Here is a 20,834-nt window from a genome sequence, read left to right on the forward strand (position 1 = left end):
TCAGAACAGCGTCCTCGGTCGTACGGCGTTGGCCCTGATGACCAGCGCGTGGCGTTCGACGGGACGTTCCGCCAGCTTGGCCAAGACGCGGTAGGTCTCCTCCAACCGTCGCCGCAGCGGGGGCTCCGCGAGCGGTGTACCGAGCAGATCGTCCCTGCCTTGAGCCTTGGCGGACGCCCACAGCCAGCCGAGGCCGGCCTCTAGGACCTCGGCGGCGAACGTGTTGTAGCGCTCGGTGTCCAGGCGCAGCGTCTCCAGCCTGCGGCCCGCTTCCGTGAGCGTGGCCGCGTCCAGCTCCCCCGGCTTGCGGCCGCGTACGGCGGTGACGACGGTCGCGAGTTGTGCGGCGACGTAGTGGCGGGAGATGAGGGGGACCGCGTCCAGTGCCTCCTCCGCTCCCTTCCGGTCGCGGACCGCCAGCCGCACGCGGGCCAGCCCGAACGCGGCGTTCACGAAGGTCGGATCGGTACGCCGGACCGTCTCGTAGTAGCGGTCGGCCTCCACCGTCCGGCCCGCGCACTCGTGGCAGAAGGCGAGTGCCAGCTTGGGCACCATCTCGCCGGGCATCAGGTCGTACAGGTCATCGAAGATCGTCACGGCGGTGGCGAACCGGCCCCCGGCGAGCGCGGCGGCCCCGCGGTACCAGTCCAGGCGCCAGTCGTCCGGGCGGTCGGCCGCGATCTCGTCCAGGAGCGCGCCCGCCCCGTCCACCTCGCCCAGCTCGATCCGCGCGCGGGCCAGCGCCAGGGCCACCTCGGTCGAACGCATCGGTGCCGAGCCGAGCGCGGCGGCCAGCTCGCCCGGATCGCCGGCGGTGAGCCCGGCCAGGAACCCGGCCGCCGGGTCGGTGCTCTCCACCAGCGGTACGGGCAGCGCGGCGGCAGCGGCGGCTGGTGTCAGGGGCGCGAGCACCGGGCGCGGCCCGCCGGTCCCGTTCGTGCCGCCGGCCTCGGGGAGGAGCGGGACGACCTCCGTCCCGGCGGCCTGCCGTTCCGGCCCGAACAGCGCGGACGGCGCCGGGCGCGGCCGCCCGTCATCGGCCGACAGGACCTCCCGCAGCACGCCGGTGAGCTGCTCGGCCATCTCCTCGGCGCTCTGGAACCGGCGGGACGGGTCCATGTGGGTGGCCCGGCGCAGCAGCCGGTAGTACGACTCGTACCGGACCAGCAGTGGCACCTCCTCGCGCGGCGGCAGGCTGCGCAGGTGGCGGCCGGTGTAGCCGCGGAACGGGAAGCTCAGCACGGCCAGCGTGCGGCCCACCGTGTAGAGGTCGGAGGTGATCGACGGGCCCTGGTCGCCGATCTCGGGTGCCTGGTAGCCGGGCGTACCGAAGATCGGGCTGCCGGAGTCGAACGCCCGCCGCACCCCGCCGAGGTCGATCAGCTTGAGCTGCTCCTCCGACTGGATGGCGTTGTCGGGCTTGAAGTCGCAGTACAGCAGCCCCACCCCGTGCAGGTAGCCGAGCGCGCGCAGCACCTCCAGCCCGTACGCGATCACCTGGCCGATCGGCAGCGCCGCGCTCTCGCCGCCCGCCCTGCGGTGCCGGAGCAGGATGTCCTTGAGGGACTCGCCGCCCACGTACTCCATCACGATGTAGCCGGACCCGCCGTGCCGGACGAAGTTGTAGATCTTGACGATGTTGGGATGCTCGACCTCGGCCAGGAACGCGCGCTCGGCGGTCGCGGCGGCCAGCGAGTCGGCGTCGCCGGTGTCGAGCAGCCCCTTGAGCACCACCCACCGGCCGCTGACGTTGTGGTCGCGGGCCAGGTAGACCCAGCCGAGCCCGCCGTGCGCCAGGCAGCCGAGCACCTCGTACTGGCCGCCGAGCAGCTCGCCCTTGCTCAGCTTCGGCGTGAACGAGAACGGGTGCCCGCAGCTGCGGCAGAAGCCCTCGGTCCGGCCGGGCCGCCCGTCCCGGCCGGGCCGCCCGTCCCGGCCGCGCCCGACCGGCTCGTCGCAGCGGCTGCAGAAGCGCCGGCTCTCCGGTACCTCCGGCCGGTCCATGACCGCCGAGGCGGGATCCCGGTACGGGACGGGCGGGACCTCCACCAGCCCGGCGCCGAGCATGCCGCGCCGTGTCGAGCCACCGGACCCGGAACCCGCGCTGCCCCGCGTCGCCGTACGGCCGGAGGAGCCCGAAGACCCCGAGGACCCGGACGAGCCCGAGGAGCCCGAGGAGCTCGCCGGATTCGAGGAGCCGGCTGGACCCGACGAGCCCGCCGAGCCCGCTGCCATCGCGGCGGGCCTGGTCTCCGACAGCGATCCTTGCTCGGACGGCGCCGACCCGGGCATCGACCCGGACTGGGGCACTGGCGCCGGCGGGGGCGGCTCAGGGGCGGGGGCCATCCCGCACATGTCGCAGAAACCGTCCCCCTGGACGTCGCCCGTACAGCCGGGCTGGGCGCACCGCGTCATCGACCCGACTCCGTTCGGCTCTGGTCCTGGCTCTCGCAGTTCTTGATCGCGTCCTGGTAGCGGGCCACGGCGGCGGTGGATCCGCGCAGGTCGCACGGTGCCGACCACAGCAGCTCGCGGGCCCGCGCGTACAGCTCGGTGAGCCCCTCGTCCTCGGCGAAGCCCAGCCGGGCCGCCTTCGCCCGGTACGCCTCCAGCCGTCCGCGCAGCTCGCCCCGCCGGTCGAGCAGGCCGGTGCTCAGACCCAGGTTGTCGCGCGCCCGTTCCAGCGCCGCCGCCGCCGCGCGGTCGAGCTCGGCCAGCCGCGCGGCCAGCTCGGCCCAGCGGCCCGCCTCGCGCAGCGCGTCCAGGTCGGCCAGCCGGTGCCGGAGGCCGCCGCCGAGCGAGGGCGGCTCCGGCACGCGAACGGCCGCGATCTTGATGGTGGCGGTGGTCCGGGCCTCGCGCGCCTGCCGCTCGGCCTCCTCCACCTCCCCGATCGACGCCGCGACCTCCGCCAGCCGCTCCGCGTGGCCGTCCCGGAGCCGTACGGCCTCGTCCAGCGAGGCGCGCAACGCCGCCATCGCCTCGCGCAGCCGGTCCAGCCGGGCGGTGTCGACCTTGTCGTCCCGTACGAGGGACAAGGGGTCGGTACGGGCGACATGCCCGACCGCGGACAGCTCGCGGCCCAGCCGGTCCAGCTCGGGATGGCGCGCGCCGTCCAGGTCCTGGGCGAGCAGCGCCGTCTCCCGCCACGACTCCTCGACGTCCTCCAGCGGGACGAGCAGTGCCGTCCACGCGGTGTCCGCCGCCGCGATCACCTCGGCCGCCGTGGCGTACCCGGCGGACATCCGCTCCACCGCCTCGTCCAGCGTGATCCGTTCGCTGGCCGCGCCCAGCAGCGTCCGCCGTTCCAGCGGGATCTCGCCGCCGGGCACCTCGACCGACTCGCCGGTCAGCAGCCCGGTCAGCTCCAGCAGGACGGCCGGGCTCGGGCGGCCGTGCCGTTCGCGCAGCTCAGAGGCCTCGGCGAGGACCCGCTGGTACGCGTCGTACAGCCGCCAGACCAGCGCGATCCCGGTCCGCGCGTCCTCCCAGCGCCGCCAGGTCTCGCCCGCCAGCCGGGCGCCCTTGAGCAGGCGGGTACCGTCGTGGCCCTCCAGGTCGAGAAGCGCCGAGGAGATCCGTTCCTTCTCATCGCGCAGGTGCCCGAGGGCGTGGTCGATCCCCTCGCGGCTCATCGGCGCGACCGCTCCGGCGCCGCTCTCGTTCAACCCAGCCCCGCGTTCAATCCAGCCCCGCGTTCATCGTCCCCGTCGCTCAGGAGCCCGGACCACCAGGATCCGACGCACGCTCGCCTTCCAGTGTGATCGGTGACACTTTTTCAGACAAGCGGCCCATGTCGGATGATCACGATGAGGTCTTCATCACCGAACCACGTCTTGTCAACCGGGAACGACCTGGTGTGAGGTGACGTTGCGAAAGTTGGAACCCCTATCGGGAGGAGTTGAGAGTCCGCAGTGTCGGACCCCAGTCATAGACCCGGTGCCGTCCATCGGACCGGTACCGAAGCTCATAGAACGGCCGCGTCGGCTTACAGGACAGGTGTGTCGTGCTGACCGCCTTACTCGGCGTACTCGCCGTGTTCCTGCTGACCGCCGCCACCGGCTACTTCGTGGCCCAGGAATTCGCCTTCGTCGCCGCCGACCGGGCCAGGCTGACCCAGGCCGCCGACCAGGGCGACATCGCCGCCAAGCGGGCCCTGCGCGTGATCGGCCGGCTGTCGTTCATGCTCTCGGGCGCCCAGCTCGGCATCACCATGACCACCCTGGTGGTCGGCTTCATCGCCAAGCCGGCGCTGGCCGAGCTGATCGAGCCGCTGCTGCGGGTCGCGGGCGTACCGCTCGGTGCCACCGGCGCGGTCTCGCTGGCCACCGGCTTCGTCCTGGCCACCCTGATCCAGATGCTGCTCGGCGAGCTGTTCCCCAAGAATCTGGCGCTGGCCCGGGCCGAGGCACTCGCCCGCGCGCTGGCCGCCTCCACCCTCGTCTACCTGACGATCTTCGGACCGCTGATCCGGATGTTCGACCGGTCCGCCGAACGGCTGCTGCGCGCCGTCGGCGTCGTGCCGGTCGAGGAACTGCACAGCGGCGCCACCCTGGAGGAACTCGGCGAGATCATCGGCCGCTCGCACACCGCCGGCCTCATGCCCGCCGACCTGTCCGGCCTGCTCGAACGCGCCCTGTCGTTCGGTGACCGTACGGCCGACGAGGTCATGGTGCCCAGGCCCCAGGTCAGCACCATGCCGGCCGGCGCCACCGTCGCCGAGCTGATCACGCTGATTCGCGAGACCGGCCACACCAACTATCCCGTCTACGGCCAGGACGTCGACGACGTCATCGGCGTCGCCGGCGCCCGCGAGGTCGTCGACGACACCCTCGACCAGGAGACCCCGCTGCACAAGATCGCCCGGCCGGCCCTGCTCGTCCCGGGCAGCCAGCCGCTGTACGGGGTGATCGAGCAGATGCGCGACACCGGCGAGGAGTTCGCCTGCGTGGTGGACGAGTACGGCGGCCTGGCCGGCATCCTCACCTTCGAGGACATCGCCGAGGAACTGGTCGGCGAGATCGCCGACGAGACCGACGCCGACGAGGCCGCCCCCACCGCCGCCGCCGACGGCTCCTGGGTCGTGGACGCCGGCCTGCGGGTCGACGAGGTCAGCCGGCTGACCGGCCTCGCGCTGCCCGAGGGCGACGCGTACGACACCCTCGGCGGGCTGATCATGGCCCGGCTGCGCCGCCTGCCCGACCCGTCCGACCGGCTCACCATCGAGCTGGACGGCACCCGGGTCGAGCTGGAGGTCCTGTCCGTCCAGCGCCGCGTGGCCGAAGAGGTCCGCCTGCGCACCATGATCCCGGCGGAAGCGTCATGACCACCCCGAGCACCCCGAGCCACCTGACACAGCGGCCCCCGGCAGAGATGACATGACCACCCTCCTCATCACGGTCCTGCTCCTCGTCGGCAACGGCTTCTTCGTCGCCGCCGAGTTCGCCCTCGTCGCGGCCAACCGTCCGCAGCTGGAACGCCTCGCCGCCGGGGGCAGCCGTCCGGCGGCGGCGGCCCTGGCCGGTACGCGGGAACTGTCGCTGATGCTCGCCGGCGCCCAGTTCGGCATCACCATGTGCTCGCTGGGCCTGGCGATCGTCACCGAACCCGCGTTCGAGCACCTCCTCGAACCGCCCCTGCACGCCCTCGGCGTACCGGAGGCGGGCGCCAAGGCCATCGCGCTGGCCACCGCGCTCGCCGTGATCACGTTCCTGCACATGGTCATCGGCGAGATGGCGCCCAAGTCCTGGGCCATCACCCACCCCGAACGGTCGGCGCTGATCCTGGCCCTGCCGTTCCGGGCGTTCGCGAAGGTGTCCCGCCCGATCCTCTCGGCGCTGAACAGCGTCACCAACGGCATGCTGCGGCTCATCCGCATCACGCCCCGCGACGGCCTGGACGACCACACCGACCCGCAGCGGCTCGGCCACCTGCTGGGCGAGTCCCGGCGGCGCGGCCTGATCGGACGGCACGACCACGAGCTGCTCCGCCGTACGATCTCGGCCCGCGAGGCCACCGTCGGCCACCTGGTCGTCCCCGCCACGTCGGTGACCACGATCGACGCCGGCGCCACCGCCACGCGGATCCGCCGTACCGCCACCGCCAGCGGCCACAGCCGCCTGCTGGTCCGGGACGGTGACGGCACGATCGCCGGGATCGTCCACGTACGGGCGGCCATCACCGAACCGAACGGCGAGCGCCGCGCGGCCGAACTCGCCCACCCCGCCCCGGTCCTGACCGCGACCACCACCGTCCTGGACGCGGTCACCAGCCTCCGCCGCGACCGCGCCCAGCTCGCCGTGGTCAACGACCCCCAGGGCGCCTTCGCCGGCATCGTCACCCTGGACGACCTCCTGGCGGAACTCCTGGCCACCAACCCCCACTAGCTCCGCCTGTCGACTCGTGGCGTGTTCGCCTCCAGGGGCGGCACCAAAGGCGAACTCGCCACGAGTCAACGAGGAGAATGCGAACGGCTGGCACCTGCGCAGGCGACGTTCTTCTCGAGATGCTGCAATGCGATCTCTGGGTCATCGTGGAGGTATGAAGGGACACGCGTTCCGCCCCCACACGCACGAGTCCGCCGACAAAGTGGACTCGGCTCTGGAGTCCAGCGCCGAGGGGATCCGGGCCCTGTGGATCTCCCTGGCCGTCCTGGGCGCCACCACGGTGCTCCAGGCCGCCGTCGTCATGGTGTCGGGCTCCGTCGCGCTGCTGGGCGACACGATCCACAACGCCGCCGACGCCCTCACCGCCGTACCGCTGGGCATCGCGTTCCTCCTCGGACGGCGCCCGCCCACCCGCCGCTACACCTACGGCTACGGCCGGGCCGAGGACGTCGCGGGCATCATCATCGTCCTGACCATCGCCGCCTCCGCCCTGGCCGCCGGCTACACGGCCATAGAACGCCTCGCGAACCCCCAGCAGGTCAACCACCTGTCCGCCGTCGCCATCGCGGCCCTGGTGGGCTTCGCGGGCAACGAACTCGTCGCCCGCTACCGCATCCGCGTAGGCCGCCGCATCGGCTCCGCCGCCCTGGTCGCCGACGGCCTGCACGCCCGTACCGACGGCTTCACTTCACTGGCCGTCCTCCTGGGCGCCGCAGGCGTCGCCGTCGGCCTGCCCTGGGCCGACCCCGTCATCGGCCTCCTCATCACCCTGGCGATCCTGCTCGTCCTCCGCCAGGCGGCCCGCGAGGTCTGGCACCGCCTCATGGACGCCGTCGACCCCGCCCTCGTCGACAAGGCCGAATCCGCCCTCACCTCGACCCCGGGCGTCCTCGGCGTGGGCGACGTCCGCCTCCGCTGGATCGGCCACCACCTCCGCGCCGAATGCGACGTCATCGTGGACTCCGGCTGCACGCTCGTCCAGGCCCACCACGTCGCCGTACAGGCCGAACACAGCCTCCTGCACGCCCTCCCCCGCCTGGCAGGAGCCCTCGTCCACCCCGATCCCCAACCCCGCAATGGCATTGATCACCATGCACCCCTTGCGGGCCATCGTTGATCGTCGACGTGTGAGACGTTAGTCCTGGGCAGAAGGGGAGAGAATACGGCCCCGAAACCTAGGAAACGGGATAATGGCGTGAAGCACTCAGATGACCGGCCGTCCAACGACCCAGAGCGCAGCGTCCCGTTCGCCACTCCAGAGCGCCCGGCGTCCGCCGACGAGCCACTGCCCCTGGACACCGAACGCGCTCTCCCCGTCACCCCCGCGCCCCCTGAGCCGGCCGGCGAACTCCCCTCCCCACCGACCCCCGAGTCGTCCGTACCCGCGAGCCTCGACCTGACCGCGCCACTGGACACAGAAGCAGCGGCACGCCTCAGCGCGGAACGACCAGCAGCCGCAGCCTCCACGGAAGACCGGCCGAGCGCTGAGCCGGCCGTACCCGCAGACACCGAGGCAGCGGCATCTCCGGGAACTGAGCCAGGAAGCGCCGAGGCGACCACCCCTGTGGACGTAGAGCCAGCCGCTGTGGACGTAGAGCCAGCCGCGCATCTCGGAACCGAATCGGAAGCGACCGCCGACGACCAGCCCGCGGACGTGGCCGAGGATGATCAGCCTGCTGATACTTCGGACGCTGACGCGGGCGCTGGGACGACTACTCCCCTGGATGCGGACTTGGCCGCGCAACTGGAAGCCGAACAGGCGGCAGCGTCGGACGATCAACTCGTGGAGCCTGCGGGCGCTGAGCCGGCCACAGCAGCAGCAGGGACTGGAACGACCACGCCGCTGGACGTAGAGGCGGCGGCTCAGCTCGAGCCTGCGGTGGCCGAGGACGATCATCCTGCAGAGTCTCCGGGCGCTGACTCGGGCGCTGGGACGACCACACCGCTGGAGGCGGACCTGGCGGCGCGACTGGAGGCTGAACGAGCTGCGGACTCGCTCGTGGATCCTCCGAGCGCTGAGGTGACCACTCCGCTGGAGGCGGAGAGCGCGGTAGGGCCCGGGGAAGCTGCGGCAGTCGTTGCCGAGGCGTCGGTGGTGGATGAGATCGCGGCGTTGATCGAGGTCTATGAGGGGCTTGAACGGGGGCTGCGCGAGGGTGGCTCTGAGGCGGTCGGGTGGCGGGGGCATCTGGCGGCTCTGCGGGCTGTGCAGGCGGGCAGCGTGGCCGGGGACTGGGAGGAGCTGGTCCGGTTCCTTGAGGATCCGCCTGTACGGGACGAGGCCGCCGGCGAGGTCGTACGGGACGCACTGGCCGGAGGGGATCAAGTCCTCGTCCTGGTGCCTGACCGGGCGGCGGCGGACGAGGTTTTCCGGGCGGCCGGGACCGAGGTCTTCGCGTTGCTGGTGGAGGGCGACGTGGCGGCAGCGCCTGTGGCGGCAGGGCCCGTGGCGGCGGCGCCACCGGTCGTACGGGAAGAGCAGGATTACGGGTCCAACGGGACGGTGGAGTTCAGGCCGCTGACGTCCGCTGAGGTGACTCGGGCCCAAGAGATTCCGTCCGAGCCCTCGTCCGCTGAGGTGACGCGGGCGCAGGAGGTTCCGTCGGAACCCTCGTCCGCTGAGGTGACGCGGGCTCAGGTGGTTCCTCCTGAGCCGGAGGCGCCTGTTCAGGAGGGGCCGGTGCATGAGGCGCCGGAGGCGCGGACGCGGGGTGTGGTCGTACGGCCCGTGGGGGAGGCGTGGCGGCAGGCCTGGGTGACCGAGGGGCGGATGCTGCAGCGCGGGCTGATGTGGCTTGAGCAGTGGCCTCGGGACCTGGCGGCGCTGGAGGCGCTGGAGCAGGCGCGGCAGCGGCGGCGGGAGGAGTTGGACGCCGAGCTGGCGGGGCTGGCCTCGCGGGGCGAGGAACTGACGGGCGCGGTCGGGACGGCCGAGGAGGCGGGGGCACGGGCCACCGAGGAGGCCACGCGGCTGGCGGCCGTCCAGGAGGAGATCTCGGCCAAGCTGGCCGGGCCGTGGGCGGAGGCGCAGCGGCTGCAGGCGGTGGCGGACGGTACGGCCGAGGACGCGGAACGGCTGACCGGCGTCGCGGAGGCGACCCGGGCGCGGTGTGCGGCACTGGACCAGCGGGATCAGCAGGCGCGGGCGGAGTTGCAGTCGGCGCAGCAGCAGGAGGGCGCGCTGACGAACGATCTGGCGCGGGCGCGGGAGGATCTGCCCCGGGCGGCCGAGGAGGCGGACCGGCTGGTGGCCGAGTCCGCGGCGGCGGACGCCGACGGGCATGCCAAGTACTACCGGCTGACGGCGGCGGAGTCGGCGCTGGCGGGACGGCGCCGCAAGATGAGCCTGGGGCAGCGGCTGCATGTCGCGGCGCCGCCGCCGGAGCTCAAGGATCTGCGGGCGGAGGTCAAGTCGCTGACCCGGGAGGCCGACGGCGCGGCGGAGAAGGCTCAGCTGGCGAAGGAGGCCGCGGAGCGGGCGCACGGGTACCGCACGCAGCTCGAGGCGTTCATCAACGAGGGCGGGGCCCGGCTGAACGGGGCGCAGGAGGCGCAGCGGCAGCTCGGGGCCGAGCTGGTACGGCTGGCGACGGAGCGGCAGGCCGCGGCGGCGGACTACCAGGAGAAGGCGGCGCAGGCCTCGGAGGCCGTGGAACGGGCCAGGCAGGCGAGCGCGGTGGCCGTGGAGGCGAACCGCGTCGCGCAGGAGATCGACGGCCGCCTGGTGGCCGCGCGGCACGCGTACGAGGGGGCCCGGATCGCGCACGAGCGGGCCAGGGCGGAGGCGGAGGCCGCGAAGGCGGGCGCCGCCGAGGCGGAGGCCCTGCTGGTACGGCGGCGTGCCGAGGCCGAGCAGGAGCTGTCGGCGCGGTCGGCGGAGTACGAGGCGGCGACGGAGGCCGAGGCCCGTTCGCGGGAGAACGTCCAGGAGATCTGCGGCTCGGAGCCGATCGACAAGGATCTGCTGGCCACGCACCAGCAGCGGGCGATGGTACGGATCGAGCAGCTGACCAAGTATCTGGAGCGCGACGAGGCCGGGGAAGAGGCGCGCGAGGTGATGCTCCGTACGGCCGAGCTGGTCTGCGGTACGCCGGCGGCCGTCGGGGCCGCACCGGAGGCGGAGTTCGACGTGCTCGTCGTGGCCGGGGCCGGGGCGGTCAACCGGGGGGACTTCCTGGTCGGTGCCGTACGGGCCCGGCGGTGGATCCTGGTGGCGGGGCCGGACGAGCGCCCGCCCGCGTACGGGGAGTACGCGGGCGAGCGGCGGCTGCTGGAGCCGCTGGTCGGTCGTCCCTGATCAGTCGTCGTCCTTGATCAGCAGGTCCAGGACCCAGCCGACCACGCCGACCACGATGGCGCCGGCGAAGGCGGGCCAGAAGCCGGTGACCTCGAACGGCAGGCTGAACTGCTCGGCCAGCCAGCCGGTGAGCAGCAGCAGGAGCGCGTTCACCACCAGGCCGAACAGGCCCAGGGTGAGGATGTAGAACGCGCAGCCGAGGGTCTTGACGATGGGCTTGATGACGGCGTTGACCAGGCCGAAGATCACCGCCACGCCGACCAGGGTGAGTATCCGGCGGCCGGTGTCGTCGCCCTCGACGTCGACCCCGGCGATCAGCAGGGTGGCGACCCACAGCGCGACCGCGGTGATGGCTACCTTCAGAAGAATCCGCACACCCTGATCCTGCGTCGCCGGGGCCCGGTTAATCATCAGCCCACGCGGGGATTTCGGCCGGTCCCGGTCTCATCACCGGGAACGAGTGGCCGCTTTTCCGGTCGGTCCTGGCGGTCGCGCCGGTCGCGCCGGTCGGTCCTGGCGGTCGTGAGCCGTTCGGTGCCGGTGGTCGAAGGATCAGTCCTGGCGGTCGAAGAAGGTGGAGCGGGCGGCCGAGCCGGCGAGCGGGACGTCCTGGGTGGGCCCGTTCCGGGAGCCGCGGGGCTGCGCCGCGCGGGGCTGCGGGACGCCTGCCCCGCGAGGGGCTGCGGGAGCCGGAGCCGGGGCGGGAGCGGGGGCGTCGCCGTCGCGGCGGACGCGGGCCAGCTCGCGCTGCAGCCGGCGCTTCTCCATCTCCAGCGTGGTCATCGACTCCTCGTGCTCTTCGCGCAGGTAGCGCAGATCGCGGCGGGTCCGCATCAGGCGGCCGAATCCGACGAACGCGAGCATCATCCCGATCATGAAGATCACGGCGATGAGGGCGCCGCTCATGAAGACCTGCCACTGGTTGCCGACTCCCGGCACGTCCTGCCCGAAGACGGTGAGCGTGGCCGCTCCGTCGTTGGCCAGCACGATGCCGGCGGCGGCGGTGACGGCCGCCGCTGCCAGGAGCAATCCGAGAAACACCATGGGTCGTTCTCCTCTCCAGTCACTGTCCGGAGGCGGAAGCGAGGTGAAACCACCATGCCAGACCCGAACGCAATTCGCCTTAATTGCGGCGTTTATGCAGTTCAGTGCGCTCTTGACTCCGAGCGATCATGGGGATTCCCCCCGTATCCGCTGGGTAGTGGGACCCGTACCGGACATGCGGAAACGACCCGGGAGCAGCCCATGCAGGTACAGGCCGTCGTCTTCGATCTGGACGGGGTGCTGATCGACTCCGAGCCCGTCTGGGAGGAGGTCCGCCGGGCCTATGTCGCCGATCACGGCGGGCGCTGGCTGCCCGACACCCAGGAACGGCTCATGGGGATGAGCACCGTGGAGTGGGCGACGTACCTGGCCACCGACCTCGTCGACGGCCCGTCACCCGAAGAGGTCGCGTTCGAGGTGATCGACCGCATGCGCCGCCGGTACGCGGAGCAGGTCCCGGTGCTGCCGGGGGCCAGGGAGGCGGTACGGCGGATCGCCGACTACTTCCCGCTCGGCCTGAACAGCTCGTCCCCGCGTGCCCTGATCGACCTCATCCTCGCCGAACTGGGGGTGGCCGCCCTCTTCCGCGCCACCGTGTCCACCGAGGAGGTCGACCAGGGCAAGCCCGCCCCGGACGGCTATCTCGCGGTCGCCGGCCAGATGGAGATCGCGCCGAAGCACTGCGTGGCCATCGAGGACTCCTCCAACGGCCTGCGCTCGGCGCACGCCGCCGGGATGCGGGTGATCGCCGTACCGCGTCCCAGCCACCCGCCCGACCCCGACGCGCTGGCCCTCGCCTCGTACGCCGCGGATGACCTCGACTCGGTCGATCCCGAGGTCATCGCCCGTACCGCACCGCCCTAGGGCAAGACTCCCAGTCGTCCTTCGGCACCCCGTTCCGGTCACTAACATGAACGGGTGGCCGTACCGGAGATCGACACAGAGACAGCCGACACCGTGCCCGCTGACACCTCGTCTGCGGACACCGTGCAGGCCGGCACGGAGACCGAGGCGCTGCGGGCGCTGCGGCGCGTGTTCGGGTACGACACGTTCCGGGACGGCCAGCAGGAGATCATCGAGCATGTGGTGGAGGGCGGCGACGCCCTGGTCCTGATGCCGACCGGTGGCGGCAAGTCGCTGTGCTACCAGATCCCCGCGCTGGTCCGTAAGGGCACCGCGGTGGTGATCTCGCCGCTGATCGCGCTGATGCAGGACCAGGTGGACGCGCTGCGGGCGGCGGGCGTCCAGGCCGGGTTCCTCAACTCCACCCAGGACTTCGACGAGCGCCGGGTGGTCGAGGCGCAGTTCCTCGCGGGCGAGCTCGATCTGCTCTACCTGGCGCCCGAGCGGCTGCGGGTGCCGTCGGCCGTACAGCTGCTCGACCGGGGTACGGTCGCGCTGTTCGCGATCGACGAGGCGCACTGCGTGGCGCAGTGGGGGCACGACTTCCGGCCCGACTACCTGCTGCTGTCGGGGCTGCACGAGCGCTGGCCCGACGTGCCGCGGATCGCGCTGACGGCCACCGCCACCCCGGCGACCCGGGCCGAGATCGCCTCCCGGCTCGACCTGGAGAACGCCCGCCATTTCGTGGCGAGCTTCGACCGGCCCAACATCCAGTACCGGATCGAGCCCAAGTCCGACGCCAAGCGCCAGCTGCTGCGGCTGCTGCAGACCGAGCACGCGGGCGATGCGGGGATCGTCTACTGCCTGTCGCGCAACTCCGTCGACAAGACGGCCGAGTTCCTGTCCACGAACGGGATCGAGGCGCTGCCGTACCACGCGGGCCTCGACTCCGGCACGCGCGCCGCCAACCAGTCGCGGTTCCTGCGCGAGGACGGGCTGGTCATGGTCGCGACGATCGCGTTCGGGATGGGCATCGACAAGCCCGACGTGCGGTTCGTGGCCCATCTGGACCTGCCGAAGTCGGTGGAGGGCTACTACCAGGAGACCGGCCGCGCGGGACGTGACGGGCTGCCGTCCACCGCCTGGCTGGCGTACGGGCTGCAGGACGTCGTCAACCTCCGCAAGATGATCGAGGGCTCGGAAGGCGACCTGGCGCATCGGCGGCGGCTGGGGCAGCACCTGGACGCGATGCTGGCGCTGTGCGAGACCGTCGACTGCCGCCGGGTGCGGCTGCTCGACTACTTCGGCCAGCCCGGCGAGCCGTGCGGCAACTGCGACACGTGCCTGTCCCCGCCGGAGTCCTGGGACGGTACGGTCCCCGCGCAGAAGGTGCTGTCGACCGTCGTCCGGCTCGATCGCGAGCGGCGGCAGAAGTTCGGCGCCGGCCATGTCGTCGACATCCTGCTCGGCAAGAAGAACGCCAAGATCATCCAGTTCGACCATGACGCGCTCAGCGTCTTCGGCATCGGCGCCGACCTGCGCGAGGCCGAGTGGCGCGGCGTCGTACGGCAACTGCTGGCGCAGGGGCTGATGGCCGTGGAGAGCAACTACGGCGCGCTGGTCCTGACCGACACCAGCTCCGAGGTGCTGCGCGGCGAGCGCAAGGTCATGATGCGCCGGGAGCCGGAACGTACCGCGACCAAGGCCGCCAGGACGGCCAAGGAGCGCAAGGCGCCGGTGGACCTTCCCGCCGGGGCGCAGCCGGTGTTCGAGCGGCTGCGCGCCTGGCGGGCCGCGACCGCCAAGGAACAGGGCATGCCCGCGTACGTGATCTTCCACGACGCGACGCTGCGCGAGATCGCCACCGCGCTGCCGTCCTCGCTGGACGAGCTGGGCAAGGTGAGCGGCGTCGGCGAGAACAAGCTCGCCAAGTACGGCGAGCAGGTCCTGGAGACGCTCGCCGCCGAGGATTGAGCACCGTCGAGCGTTGAGCACCGCCGGGGCGAGCACCATCGGCGATTGAGCACCGCCGGGGCGAGCACGTCGAAACGAGCACGCCCAAAAATTGACCGGATTTCTCGAATTCGCAGGTCAGGGGGCCGGTCACCGGATCCGCCCCATGGATGAAACCGCAGGTCAGTGCGGTATATGAACATCATGTTCGCGTTTGCCTTTCCTCCCGTGCCGGCCGCACGATGGAGCCTCTCCGCATCGCGAACGAGCCCCTGACCTGGGGCCTGTTCGCCATGCCCGGAACAAGGGGGAACGCGATGACGATCCTGGTGACAGGTGCGAACGGCGGCGTCGGCCGGCTCGTGGTCGAACGGCTCGCACAGGAAGGCGCGAAGGTGCGGGCGCTGACCCGTACCCCGGCCAAGGCGTCCTTCCCGGACGGCGTCGAGGTGGCCGGCGGCGACCTGACCGAGCCCGAGGGCCTGGTGGACGCCCTGCGCGGTGTCGAGCGCCTGTACCTCTTCCCGGTCGCGGCGACCGCCCGGCAGGTGGTCGAGCTGGCCGTGCGGGCGGGCGTGCGGCGCATCGTCGTGCTGTCGTCCGGTGCCGTGACCGGCGGGTACGACACCGACTTCCACCTGCCCGTGGAGCAGGCCGTGGAGGCGTCCGGCCTGGAGTGGACCCACGTACGGCCCGGGGAGTTCATGCTGAACAAGGTGTGGCTGTGGGGCCCGTCGATCCGTACCGAACGGGTCGTACGGGAGCCGAAGCCGGACGCGGCCTGGTGCCCGGTCCACGAGCGCGACATCGCGGACGTCGCCGTCACCGCGCTGCTCTCCGACGGCCACGCGGGCAAGGCGTACGACCTGAACGGTCCAGAGCCCGTCTCCCTCCGCGACCAGGTCGAGGCCATCGCGTCGGCCATCGGGGAGGAGATCCGGATCGAGCGCGTCACGCCGCAGGAGGCGCGGGAGATCTACCTGAAGCAGGGCGGTTTCGCGGCGGAGAACGCCGACTTCCTGCTGGGCTTCGAGGACTACGGGGGAGGCGAGGCGGACCCGGACTCCGCCGAGGACTTCGACCTGGCCGCGTACGGGCCGTTCCCGACGGCCGAAGCGGTCACCGGACGGCCCGCGCGCACGTTCGCGGAGTGGGCGCGCGACCACGCGGCCGACTTCCGCTGACGGATTCCCAGGGTTATCCCAGACTTCTCCCTGGCCTACTGCCAGGAGAGTCCGATTAGGTAAGTCCCATGAAGGTAACCAGGAAGACGTTGGCGGCCGGCCTCGGCGGGGCCACCCTGCTCGGCCTCGGGCTGTACCTGGCCGTACCGGCCGCCGCCAATCCATCGCCCTCCCCCAGCGCGACCACGTCGGCGCACCCGAAGGCCAAGGAGCCCGGCCAGAAGGGTTACCGGGGCGAGAAGGGACCCCGCCATCGGGGCCAGGACGGTCCCCGCCACCGGGGTCGCTGGGCCGCCGGTGTCCGGGGCGTTCACGGTGAGGCGACCGTGCAGCGCAAGGACGGGTTCCATCTGCGCACCTGGCAGACGGGCGAGGTCACGGGCCGTTCCGGCGCGAACGTGACGGTACGCAGCGCGGACGGCATCAGCTGGACGTGGGTGACCGTCGGCGGCACCCGCGTGCACAAGGAGGGGGAGAAGTCGGCGGTGTCCGCGCTCGCGAACGGCGACCGGGTCATCGTGATCGGTGAGCGGGCCGGCACCACCCGGACCGCCCAGATGATCAGGATCCCGAAACCCAGGTGACCGAGAACCCGCTGGTCCTGATCGTCGAGGACGAGGCCAACATCCGCGACCTGGTCCGGACGGCCCTGCGCTTCCACGGCTTCGAGACCGGCGAGGCCGGGAACGGGGCCGAGGCGCTGCGCGAGGCCCGCGAGCGGCGGCCCGGCCTGATCCTGCTCGACGTGATGCTGCCCGACCTCGACGGGTTCGAGGTCTGCCGCCGGCTGCGGTCCGGCGGCGACGAGACTCCGGTGATCTTCCTGACCGCCCGGGACACCCCCTCCGACACGGTCACCGGACTCACCCTCGGCGGCGATGACTATGTCACCAAGCCGTTCTCGATCGACGCGCTGATCGCCCGCGTCCGCGCCGTACTGCGCCGGGCGTCCCCCAAGGAAGCCGATCCGGTGCTGCGGATCGCCGATCTGGAGCTGGACGAGTCCCGCTGGACCGTACGGCGCGCGGGCACCGACATCGAGCTGTCGCCCACCGAGTTCCGGCTGCTGGCGTTCATGATGCGCAATCCCGGCCAGGTGCTCACCCGGGCCCAGCTCCTTGAGAACGTGTGGGGATGGGAGCACCACGGGAACGCGCAGGTCCTGGAGACCTACGTCAGCTACCTGCGGCGCAAGCTCGATCCGCTGGGCCCGCCGCTGATCCACACCAAGCGCGGCGTCGGCTACGCGCTGCGGGGATGACGCTCAACACCCGGCTGCTGGCCGGGCTCGTCGCGGTGACCCTCTCCGGACTGCTGATCATGGGTCTGGTCAGCGCGTTCGTCCTGCACGGCTACCTGATGCACCGCGTGGACGAGCAGTTGCGTTCCACCCGCGACCGCGCGGTCACCCGCCTCGTGCGGCCCGGCCTTGCCGGTGAGGGCGTGGCGCCGGCGGAGTTCCTCGTTCTGCACGTGAACCGGGCGGGCCAGGTCCGCGTGCTCGGCGCCCCGGGCCCGTCCGTGGACCCGCAGGAGGCGGTCACCGCGGTCGAGAGGCTCGGACCGTCCGGCCTCGCCGCCCATGCCGGGGAGCCGTTCTCCCTTGAAGGGATGCGCGCGGTGGCCCGCCCGTCCCGTACGGGCGGAACGGTGGTCGTCGCGACGCCGCTGGACGAGATCCGCTCGGCCGTCCGCAACCTCGTCCTCACCGAGATCGCCACGGCCGCCCTGCTGCTCGCCGCGCTCCTCCTGCTCGGCCGCTGGCTGATCGCCCGAGGCCTGCTCCCGCTCAACCGGATGGCCCTGACGGCCCAGGCGATCGCGGCCGGCGGCGACCTGCGCGCGCGGATGCCCGACCCGGAATCCCGTTCCGAGACCTCCCGGCTCGCCGCCGCGATCAACGTGATGCTGGACCGGATCGAGCAGGCCTTCCACGCCCGGAGCCGTTCCGAGGCCCGCGTCCGCGAGTTCGCCGCCGACGCCTCGCACGAACTCCGCACGCCGCTCACCACGATCCAGGGGTACGCGGAGCTCTACCGGCACGGCGCCCTCGGCCCCGACGAACTGCCCGACGCCATGCGCCGTATCGAGGACGAGGCCCAGCGCATGAGCCGCCTCGTCCACGACCTGCTCGAACTCGCCCGCCTCGACCGCGAGGCCTCCCTGAAGCCCGTCCGCACCGACCTGGCCGCGCTCGCCCGCGACGCCGTCGCGGACGCATCGGCCGCCGACCCGGACCGTACGTTCACGCTCGACGCCCCCGACTCGCTCGAAGCCGTCGTGGACGAGCCGCGCCTCCGCCAGGTCCTCGCCAACCTGCTGGCGAACGTCCGTACCCACACCCCTGCAGGAACGCCCGCCACCGTACGGCTGACCCCGGACCCGCTCACCATCGAGGTCATCGACGAGGGCCCGGGTATGTCCGCAGGCGACGCCGCCCGCGCCTTTGAACGCTTCCACCGTTCAGGGGAAGGAACCACCGGGGCGGGCCTCGGTCTCCCCATCGTCACCGCCATCGCCGCCGCCCACGGCGGACGGGCCGAACTGCTCTCGTCCCCGGGCAAGGGCACGACCGTTCGCGTCACGCTTCCGGCACGTTCCATCACCGAACCGGTTGCCACGGCGGTAGATGATCCAGAAGGGTGACGGGCATGCAGCCCCTCGCCCCCTCGGACCCGCCGCGCATCGCCGCGTTCCACCTGCTGGCCAGGCTCGGCGCCGGCGGGATGGGCCGGGTCTACCTGGCCAGGTCCCCGGGCGGCAGGCTCGCGGCCGTCAAGGTCATCCACACCGACAAGGCGGACGACCCCAGGTTCCGGCAGCGGTTCCGCCGCGAGACCGAGGCGGCCAAGGCCGTCAGCGGCTTCTACACCGCACCCGTCATCGACGCCGACCCCGACAGCGACCCGCCCTGGCTGGCCACCGCGCACGTCCCCGGCCCGGACCTGAAGACGGTCATCCAACAGCACGGCCCGCTCCCCGCCCGGATGGTCACCGCTCTGGCCGCCGCCCTCGCCGAGGCCCTGACCGCGATCCACGCCGCGGACCTCGTCCACCGCGACCTCAAGCCGTCCAACATCCTGCTCGCCCAGGACGGCCCCCGCGTCATCGACTTCGGCATCGTGCACGCCTTCAACGCCACCGACATCACCCAGGGCATGATCGGTACCCCCGAGTACATGTCCCCGGAACAGGCCCGCGACGAGGAGATCGGCCCGGTCAGCGACGTCTTCTCCCTCGGCGGCGTCCTCTGCTTCGCCGCCACCGGCCGACCCCCGTTCGGAACGGGCACCAGCCTCCCCGTCCTGATCCAGCGCCTGCTCACCGGAAACCCGGACCTCACCGGTGTCCCCCCGGCCCTGCACTCCCTGATCACCCGCTGCCTGGCCAAGGAACCCGCCGACCGCCCGACCCCGCACGAACTCCTGGAAGAACTGGCGGCCGAGGTCGCCGGCCACCGCACCGACTGGGCCACCGGCCCCCACGCCACTCTGATCGACGCCCACGCCGCCGAGATCTCCCACTACGCCACCCCCGAACCCACACCACCCGACCCCGAACCAGACCCACCCACACCCGATCCACCGCGCCCGACGCCGCCGCCTGCGGAGCCTCCCCGGCCAGAGCCGACTCCGCCCGCGCCCTCTCCGCCCACACCACACCCGTTCACCACGGTCACCGACCGGACAGAGCCACCGTCCAGCGTCGCGCCACGTCCCAAGGCAGGCAGAGTCAGACGTTCCGCACTGGCCGTGGTGCTGACCGTCGGGGTCGTCTCGGGAGGCGTGGCCCTCGCCAACCGCGGGGATTCCGGCCAGGGCGGCGGCTTCCGCCCCTGGTCGGTGGACGGCGTGTACGGCCCGACGGTGGTGGCCGATGGACGGGTGTACGCGGGCCGTTCCACCGGTACGGCCGCCTATGACGCGCGTACGGGCCAACGCCGATGGGCGTCGACCGGTGGCCTGGAAACCGTCATCGGCCGCTACGGCGACCGCCTTCTGGTCCGTAGCGAGAGCAAGCTGTCCGGGCTCGACCCGGCCACCGGCAAGCGGCAATGGCAGGTCCCGCTCAGCAAGGACGGCTGCGTGCCGGGCAAGCCCGACGATGCCGGGAACCTCGCCGTACTGGACGAGATCGACCGCCCGGAGACCCGGGACGACCTGCAGATCTCCGTCATCGATCTGGCGAACGGCCAACGCCGCTGGACCACGACCCTTCCCGGGGCTTCCTGTTCCGGCCTCGCCCGGGACAGCACCGCGGACCGGATCAACGTCAAGATCACCGGCTCTGGCACCGGCAAGGGATCCCTCATGTCCTACGGGACGACCTCGGGCGAGAGCTGGCGATTCACCGGAGACATCGAGGAGGTCGCGTCCGACGACGAGAACGTGTACGCCCTGGCCGAGACGGCGAACGACCAGTTCCGGCTGCACGCGCTGACCGCGAGCACCGGACGCTCACGCTGGGACGCGTCGATCCCGGTCAAGTCGGACGCGGCCCTGGCGGCCTCAGGCACCACCGTCTACGTGCTCGCCGACGGTACCGTGCACGCCTTCGACCGTACGAAGGGCACCCGGCTCTGGCGGACGGACTTCCCCGACGCGAATTCCGGCGAGTTGGAGATCCACGGAAACATCGCCTACATACGCCAGAACCGCGACGAGAACTCGCTGTTCGGCACCAAGCGCCGCACGACGCTCGCGGCCGTCGACCTCCGTACGCGCAGCCAACTCTGGAAGTCCGACCGCGACTCCACCGCACGAATGGCAGGCGTCGACAACGGCACCCTCTACCTCAGGACGCATACGCCGCGCCGATTCCGCTCCGACGGCAATTCCCTCATCGCCCTCGACGCGCGTACCGGCAAGGAGCGCTGGACGACCGACCTGAAGGTGAACGCATTGGCCCTGGGCCAGGATGCCGTCTACGTCGTGGACGGCAAGGAACTCCTGGCCATCAACGCGGCCACCGGCGAACGCCCCTGACACCCGTACCGGAGCAGGCGCACACGGCCGCACCGCTCCGCGTACCCCTGTCAGATCGCCTTCGGTGGCAGGATGATCACCCATGACTGCCGGGGATACCGCGCTTCGAACCGTCCCCGCGAAGACAGGGCCACGCGACCGC

At 72.0% G+C, this 20,834-nt stretch carries 15 protein-coding genes; 11 read left to right on the top strand and 4 right to left on the bottom strand.

What is annotated here, in order from left to right:
- Both ACH34Q_RS29260 and ACH34Q_RS29265 read right to left on the bottom strand, forming a co-directional pair.
- On the bottom strand, positions 1-2,415 hold the full coding sequence (locus ACH34Q_RS29260) for a tetratricopeptide repeat protein (protein WP_395986301.1): 2,415 nt from the start codon (positions 2,413-2,415) through the stop codon (positions 1-3).
- A complete protein-coding gene (locus ACH34Q_RS29265; protein ID WP_395986302.1) occupies positions 2,412-3,668 on the bottom strand; it encodes a hypothetical protein in 1,257 nt (418 codons plus the stop codon). Before ACH34Q_RS29265 ends, ACH34Q_RS29260 begins: the two co-directional genes overlap by 4 nt.
- A gap of 338 nt (positions 3,669-4,006) precedes the next feature.
- On the opposite strand from ACH34Q_RS29265, the gene ACH34Q_RS29270 reads away from it, so the two are divergent.
- From ACH34Q_RS29270 to ACH34Q_RS29285, 4 genes are all read left to right on the top strand, one after another.
- On the top strand, positions 4,007-5,326 hold the full coding sequence (locus tag ACH34Q_RS29270) for a hemolysin family protein (RefSeq protein WP_395986303.1): 1,320 nt from the start codon (positions 4,007-4,009) through the stop codon (positions 5,324-5,326).
- A gap of 52 nt (positions 5,327-5,378) precedes the next feature.
- Complete coding sequence (locus tag ACH34Q_RS29275) at positions 5,379-6,386, top strand: hemolysin family protein (protein ID WP_395986304.1); 1,008 nt, start codon at positions 5,379-5,381, stop codon at positions 6,384-6,386.
- A gap of 154 nt (positions 6,387-6,540) precedes the next feature.
- Positions 6,541-7,503: a cation diffusion facilitator family transporter gene (locus ACH34Q_RS29280; protein ID WP_395986305.1), complete on the top strand. Its 963-nt coding sequence runs from the start codon at positions 6,541-6,543 to the stop codon at positions 7,501-7,503.
- A 978-nt stretch (positions 7,504-8,481) separates the two neighbouring features.
- Positions 8,482-10,683, top strand: coding sequence for a hypothetical protein (locus tag ACH34Q_RS29285; RefSeq protein ID WP_395986306.1), 2,202 nt, complete (start codon positions 8,482-8,484; stop codon positions 10,681-10,683).
- Here ACH34Q_RS29285 and ACH34Q_RS29290 read toward each other — a convergent pair whose 3' ends face one another.
- Together ACH34Q_RS29290 and ACH34Q_RS29295 are read right to left on the bottom strand one after the other, a co-directional pair.
- On the bottom strand, positions 10,684-11,058 hold the full coding sequence (locus ACH34Q_RS29290; protein ID WP_395986307.1) for a phage holin family protein: 375 nt from the start codon (positions 11,056-11,058) through the stop codon (positions 10,684-10,686). It lies immediately after the preceding gene.
- 177 nt (positions 11,059-11,235) lie between these two features.
- Complete coding sequence (locus tag ACH34Q_RS29295; protein ID WP_395986308.1) at positions 11,236-11,727, bottom strand: hypothetical protein; 492 nt, start codon at positions 11,725-11,727, stop codon at positions 11,236-11,238.
- A 201-nt stretch (positions 11,728-11,928) separates the two neighbouring features.
- Between ACH34Q_RS29295 and ACH34Q_RS29300 the strand changes: the two genes are divergently transcribed.
- The 7 genes from ACH34Q_RS29300 to ACH34Q_RS29330 all read left to right on the top strand — a co-directional run bounded on the left by ACH34Q_RS29300 (position 11,929) and on the right by ACH34Q_RS29330 (position 20,692).
- Positions 11,929-12,591, top strand: a complete 663-nt coding sequence (locus ACH34Q_RS29300; protein WP_395986309.1) for an HAD family hydrolase — start codon at positions 11,929-11,931, stop codon at positions 12,589-12,591.
- Positions 12,592-12,645: 54 nt separating this feature from the next.
- Positions 12,646-14,544 carry a DNA helicase RecQ gene (gene recQ / locus ACH34Q_RS29305; protein ID WP_395986310.1) on the top strand — a complete coding sequence of 633 codons (1,899 nt, stop codon included), beginning with the start codon at positions 12,646-12,648 and terminating at the stop codon, positions 14,542-14,544.
- A 296-nt stretch (positions 14,545-14,840) separates the two neighbouring features.
- On the top strand, positions 14,841-15,707 hold the full coding sequence (locus ACH34Q_RS29310) for an NAD(P)H-binding protein (protein WP_395986311.1): 867 nt from the start codon (positions 14,841-14,843) through the stop codon (positions 15,705-15,707).
- A gap of 68 nt (positions 15,708-15,775) precedes the next feature.
- Positions 15,776-16,291: a hypothetical protein gene (locus tag ACH34Q_RS29315; protein ID WP_395986312.1), complete on the top strand. Its 516-nt coding sequence runs from the start codon at positions 15,776-15,778 to the stop codon at positions 16,289-16,291.
- Positions 16,288-16,968: a response regulator transcription factor gene (locus ACH34Q_RS29320; RefSeq protein WP_395986313.1), complete on the top strand. Its 681-nt coding sequence runs from the start codon at positions 16,288-16,290 to the stop codon at positions 16,966-16,968. The genes ACH34Q_RS29315 and ACH34Q_RS29320 overlap by 4 nt, the downstream gene beginning before the upstream one ends.
- Positions 16,965-18,353, top strand: coding sequence for a sensor histidine kinase (locus ACH34Q_RS29325; protein WP_395986314.1), 1,389 nt, complete (start codon positions 16,965-16,967; stop codon positions 18,351-18,353). The genes ACH34Q_RS29320 and ACH34Q_RS29325 overlap by 4 nt, the downstream gene beginning before the upstream one ends.
- A 5-nt stretch (positions 18,354-18,358) precedes the next feature.
- On the top strand, positions 18,359-20,692 hold the full coding sequence (locus tag ACH34Q_RS29330; RefSeq protein ID WP_395986315.1) for a PQQ-binding-like beta-propeller repeat protein: 2,334 nt from the start codon (positions 18,359-18,361) through the stop codon (positions 20,690-20,692).
- Positions 20,693-20,834 lie beyond the last annotated feature (142 nt).

The sequence above is a fragment of the Actinomadura sp. 9N407 genome (assembly GCF_044326315.1).
Lineage (GTDB): Bacteria > Actinomycetota > Actinomycetes > Streptosporangiales > Streptosporangiaceae > Spirillospora.

What these genes read in the sequence shown, in the direction of transcription:
- ACH34Q_RS29260 (WP_395986301.1), bottom strand. Translation starts at nt 2,415, where the DNA reads ATGACGCGGTGCGCCCAGCCCGGCTGTACGGGCGACGTCCAGGGGGAC.
- ACH34Q_RS29275 (WP_395986304.1), top strand. Translation starts at nt 5,379, where the DNA reads ATGACCACCCTCCTCATCACGGTCCTGCTCCTCGTCGGCAACGGCTTC.
- ACH34Q_RS29280 (WP_395986305.1), top strand. Translation starts at nt 6,541, where the DNA reads ATGAAGGGACACGCGTTCCGCCCCCACACGCACGAGTCCGCCGACAAA.
- ACH34Q_RS29295 (WP_395986308.1), bottom strand. Translation starts at nt 11,727, where the DNA reads ATGGTGTTTCTCGGATTGCTCCTGGCAGCGGCGGCCGTCACCGCCGCC.
- ACH34Q_RS29300 (WP_395986309.1), top strand. Translation starts at nt 11,929, where the DNA reads ATGCAGGTACAGGCCGTCGTCTTCGATCTGGACGGGGTGCTGATCGAC.
- ACH34Q_RS29310 (WP_395986311.1), top strand. Translation starts at nt 14,841, where the DNA reads ATGACGATCCTGGTGACAGGTGCGAACGGCGGCGTCGGCCGGCTCGTG.
- ACH34Q_RS29315 (WP_395986312.1), top strand. Translation starts at nt 15,776, where the DNA reads ATGAAGGTAACCAGGAAGACGTTGGCGGCCGGCCTCGGCGGGGCCACC.
- ACH34Q_RS29325 (WP_395986314.1), top strand. Translation starts at nt 16,965, where the DNA reads ATGACGCTCAACACCCGGCTGCTGGCCGGGCTCGTCGCGGTGACCCTC.
- ACH34Q_RS29330 (WP_395986315.1), top strand. Translation starts at nt 18,359, where the DNA reads ATGCAGCCCCTCGCCCCCTCGGACCCGCCGCGCATCGCCGCGTTCCAC.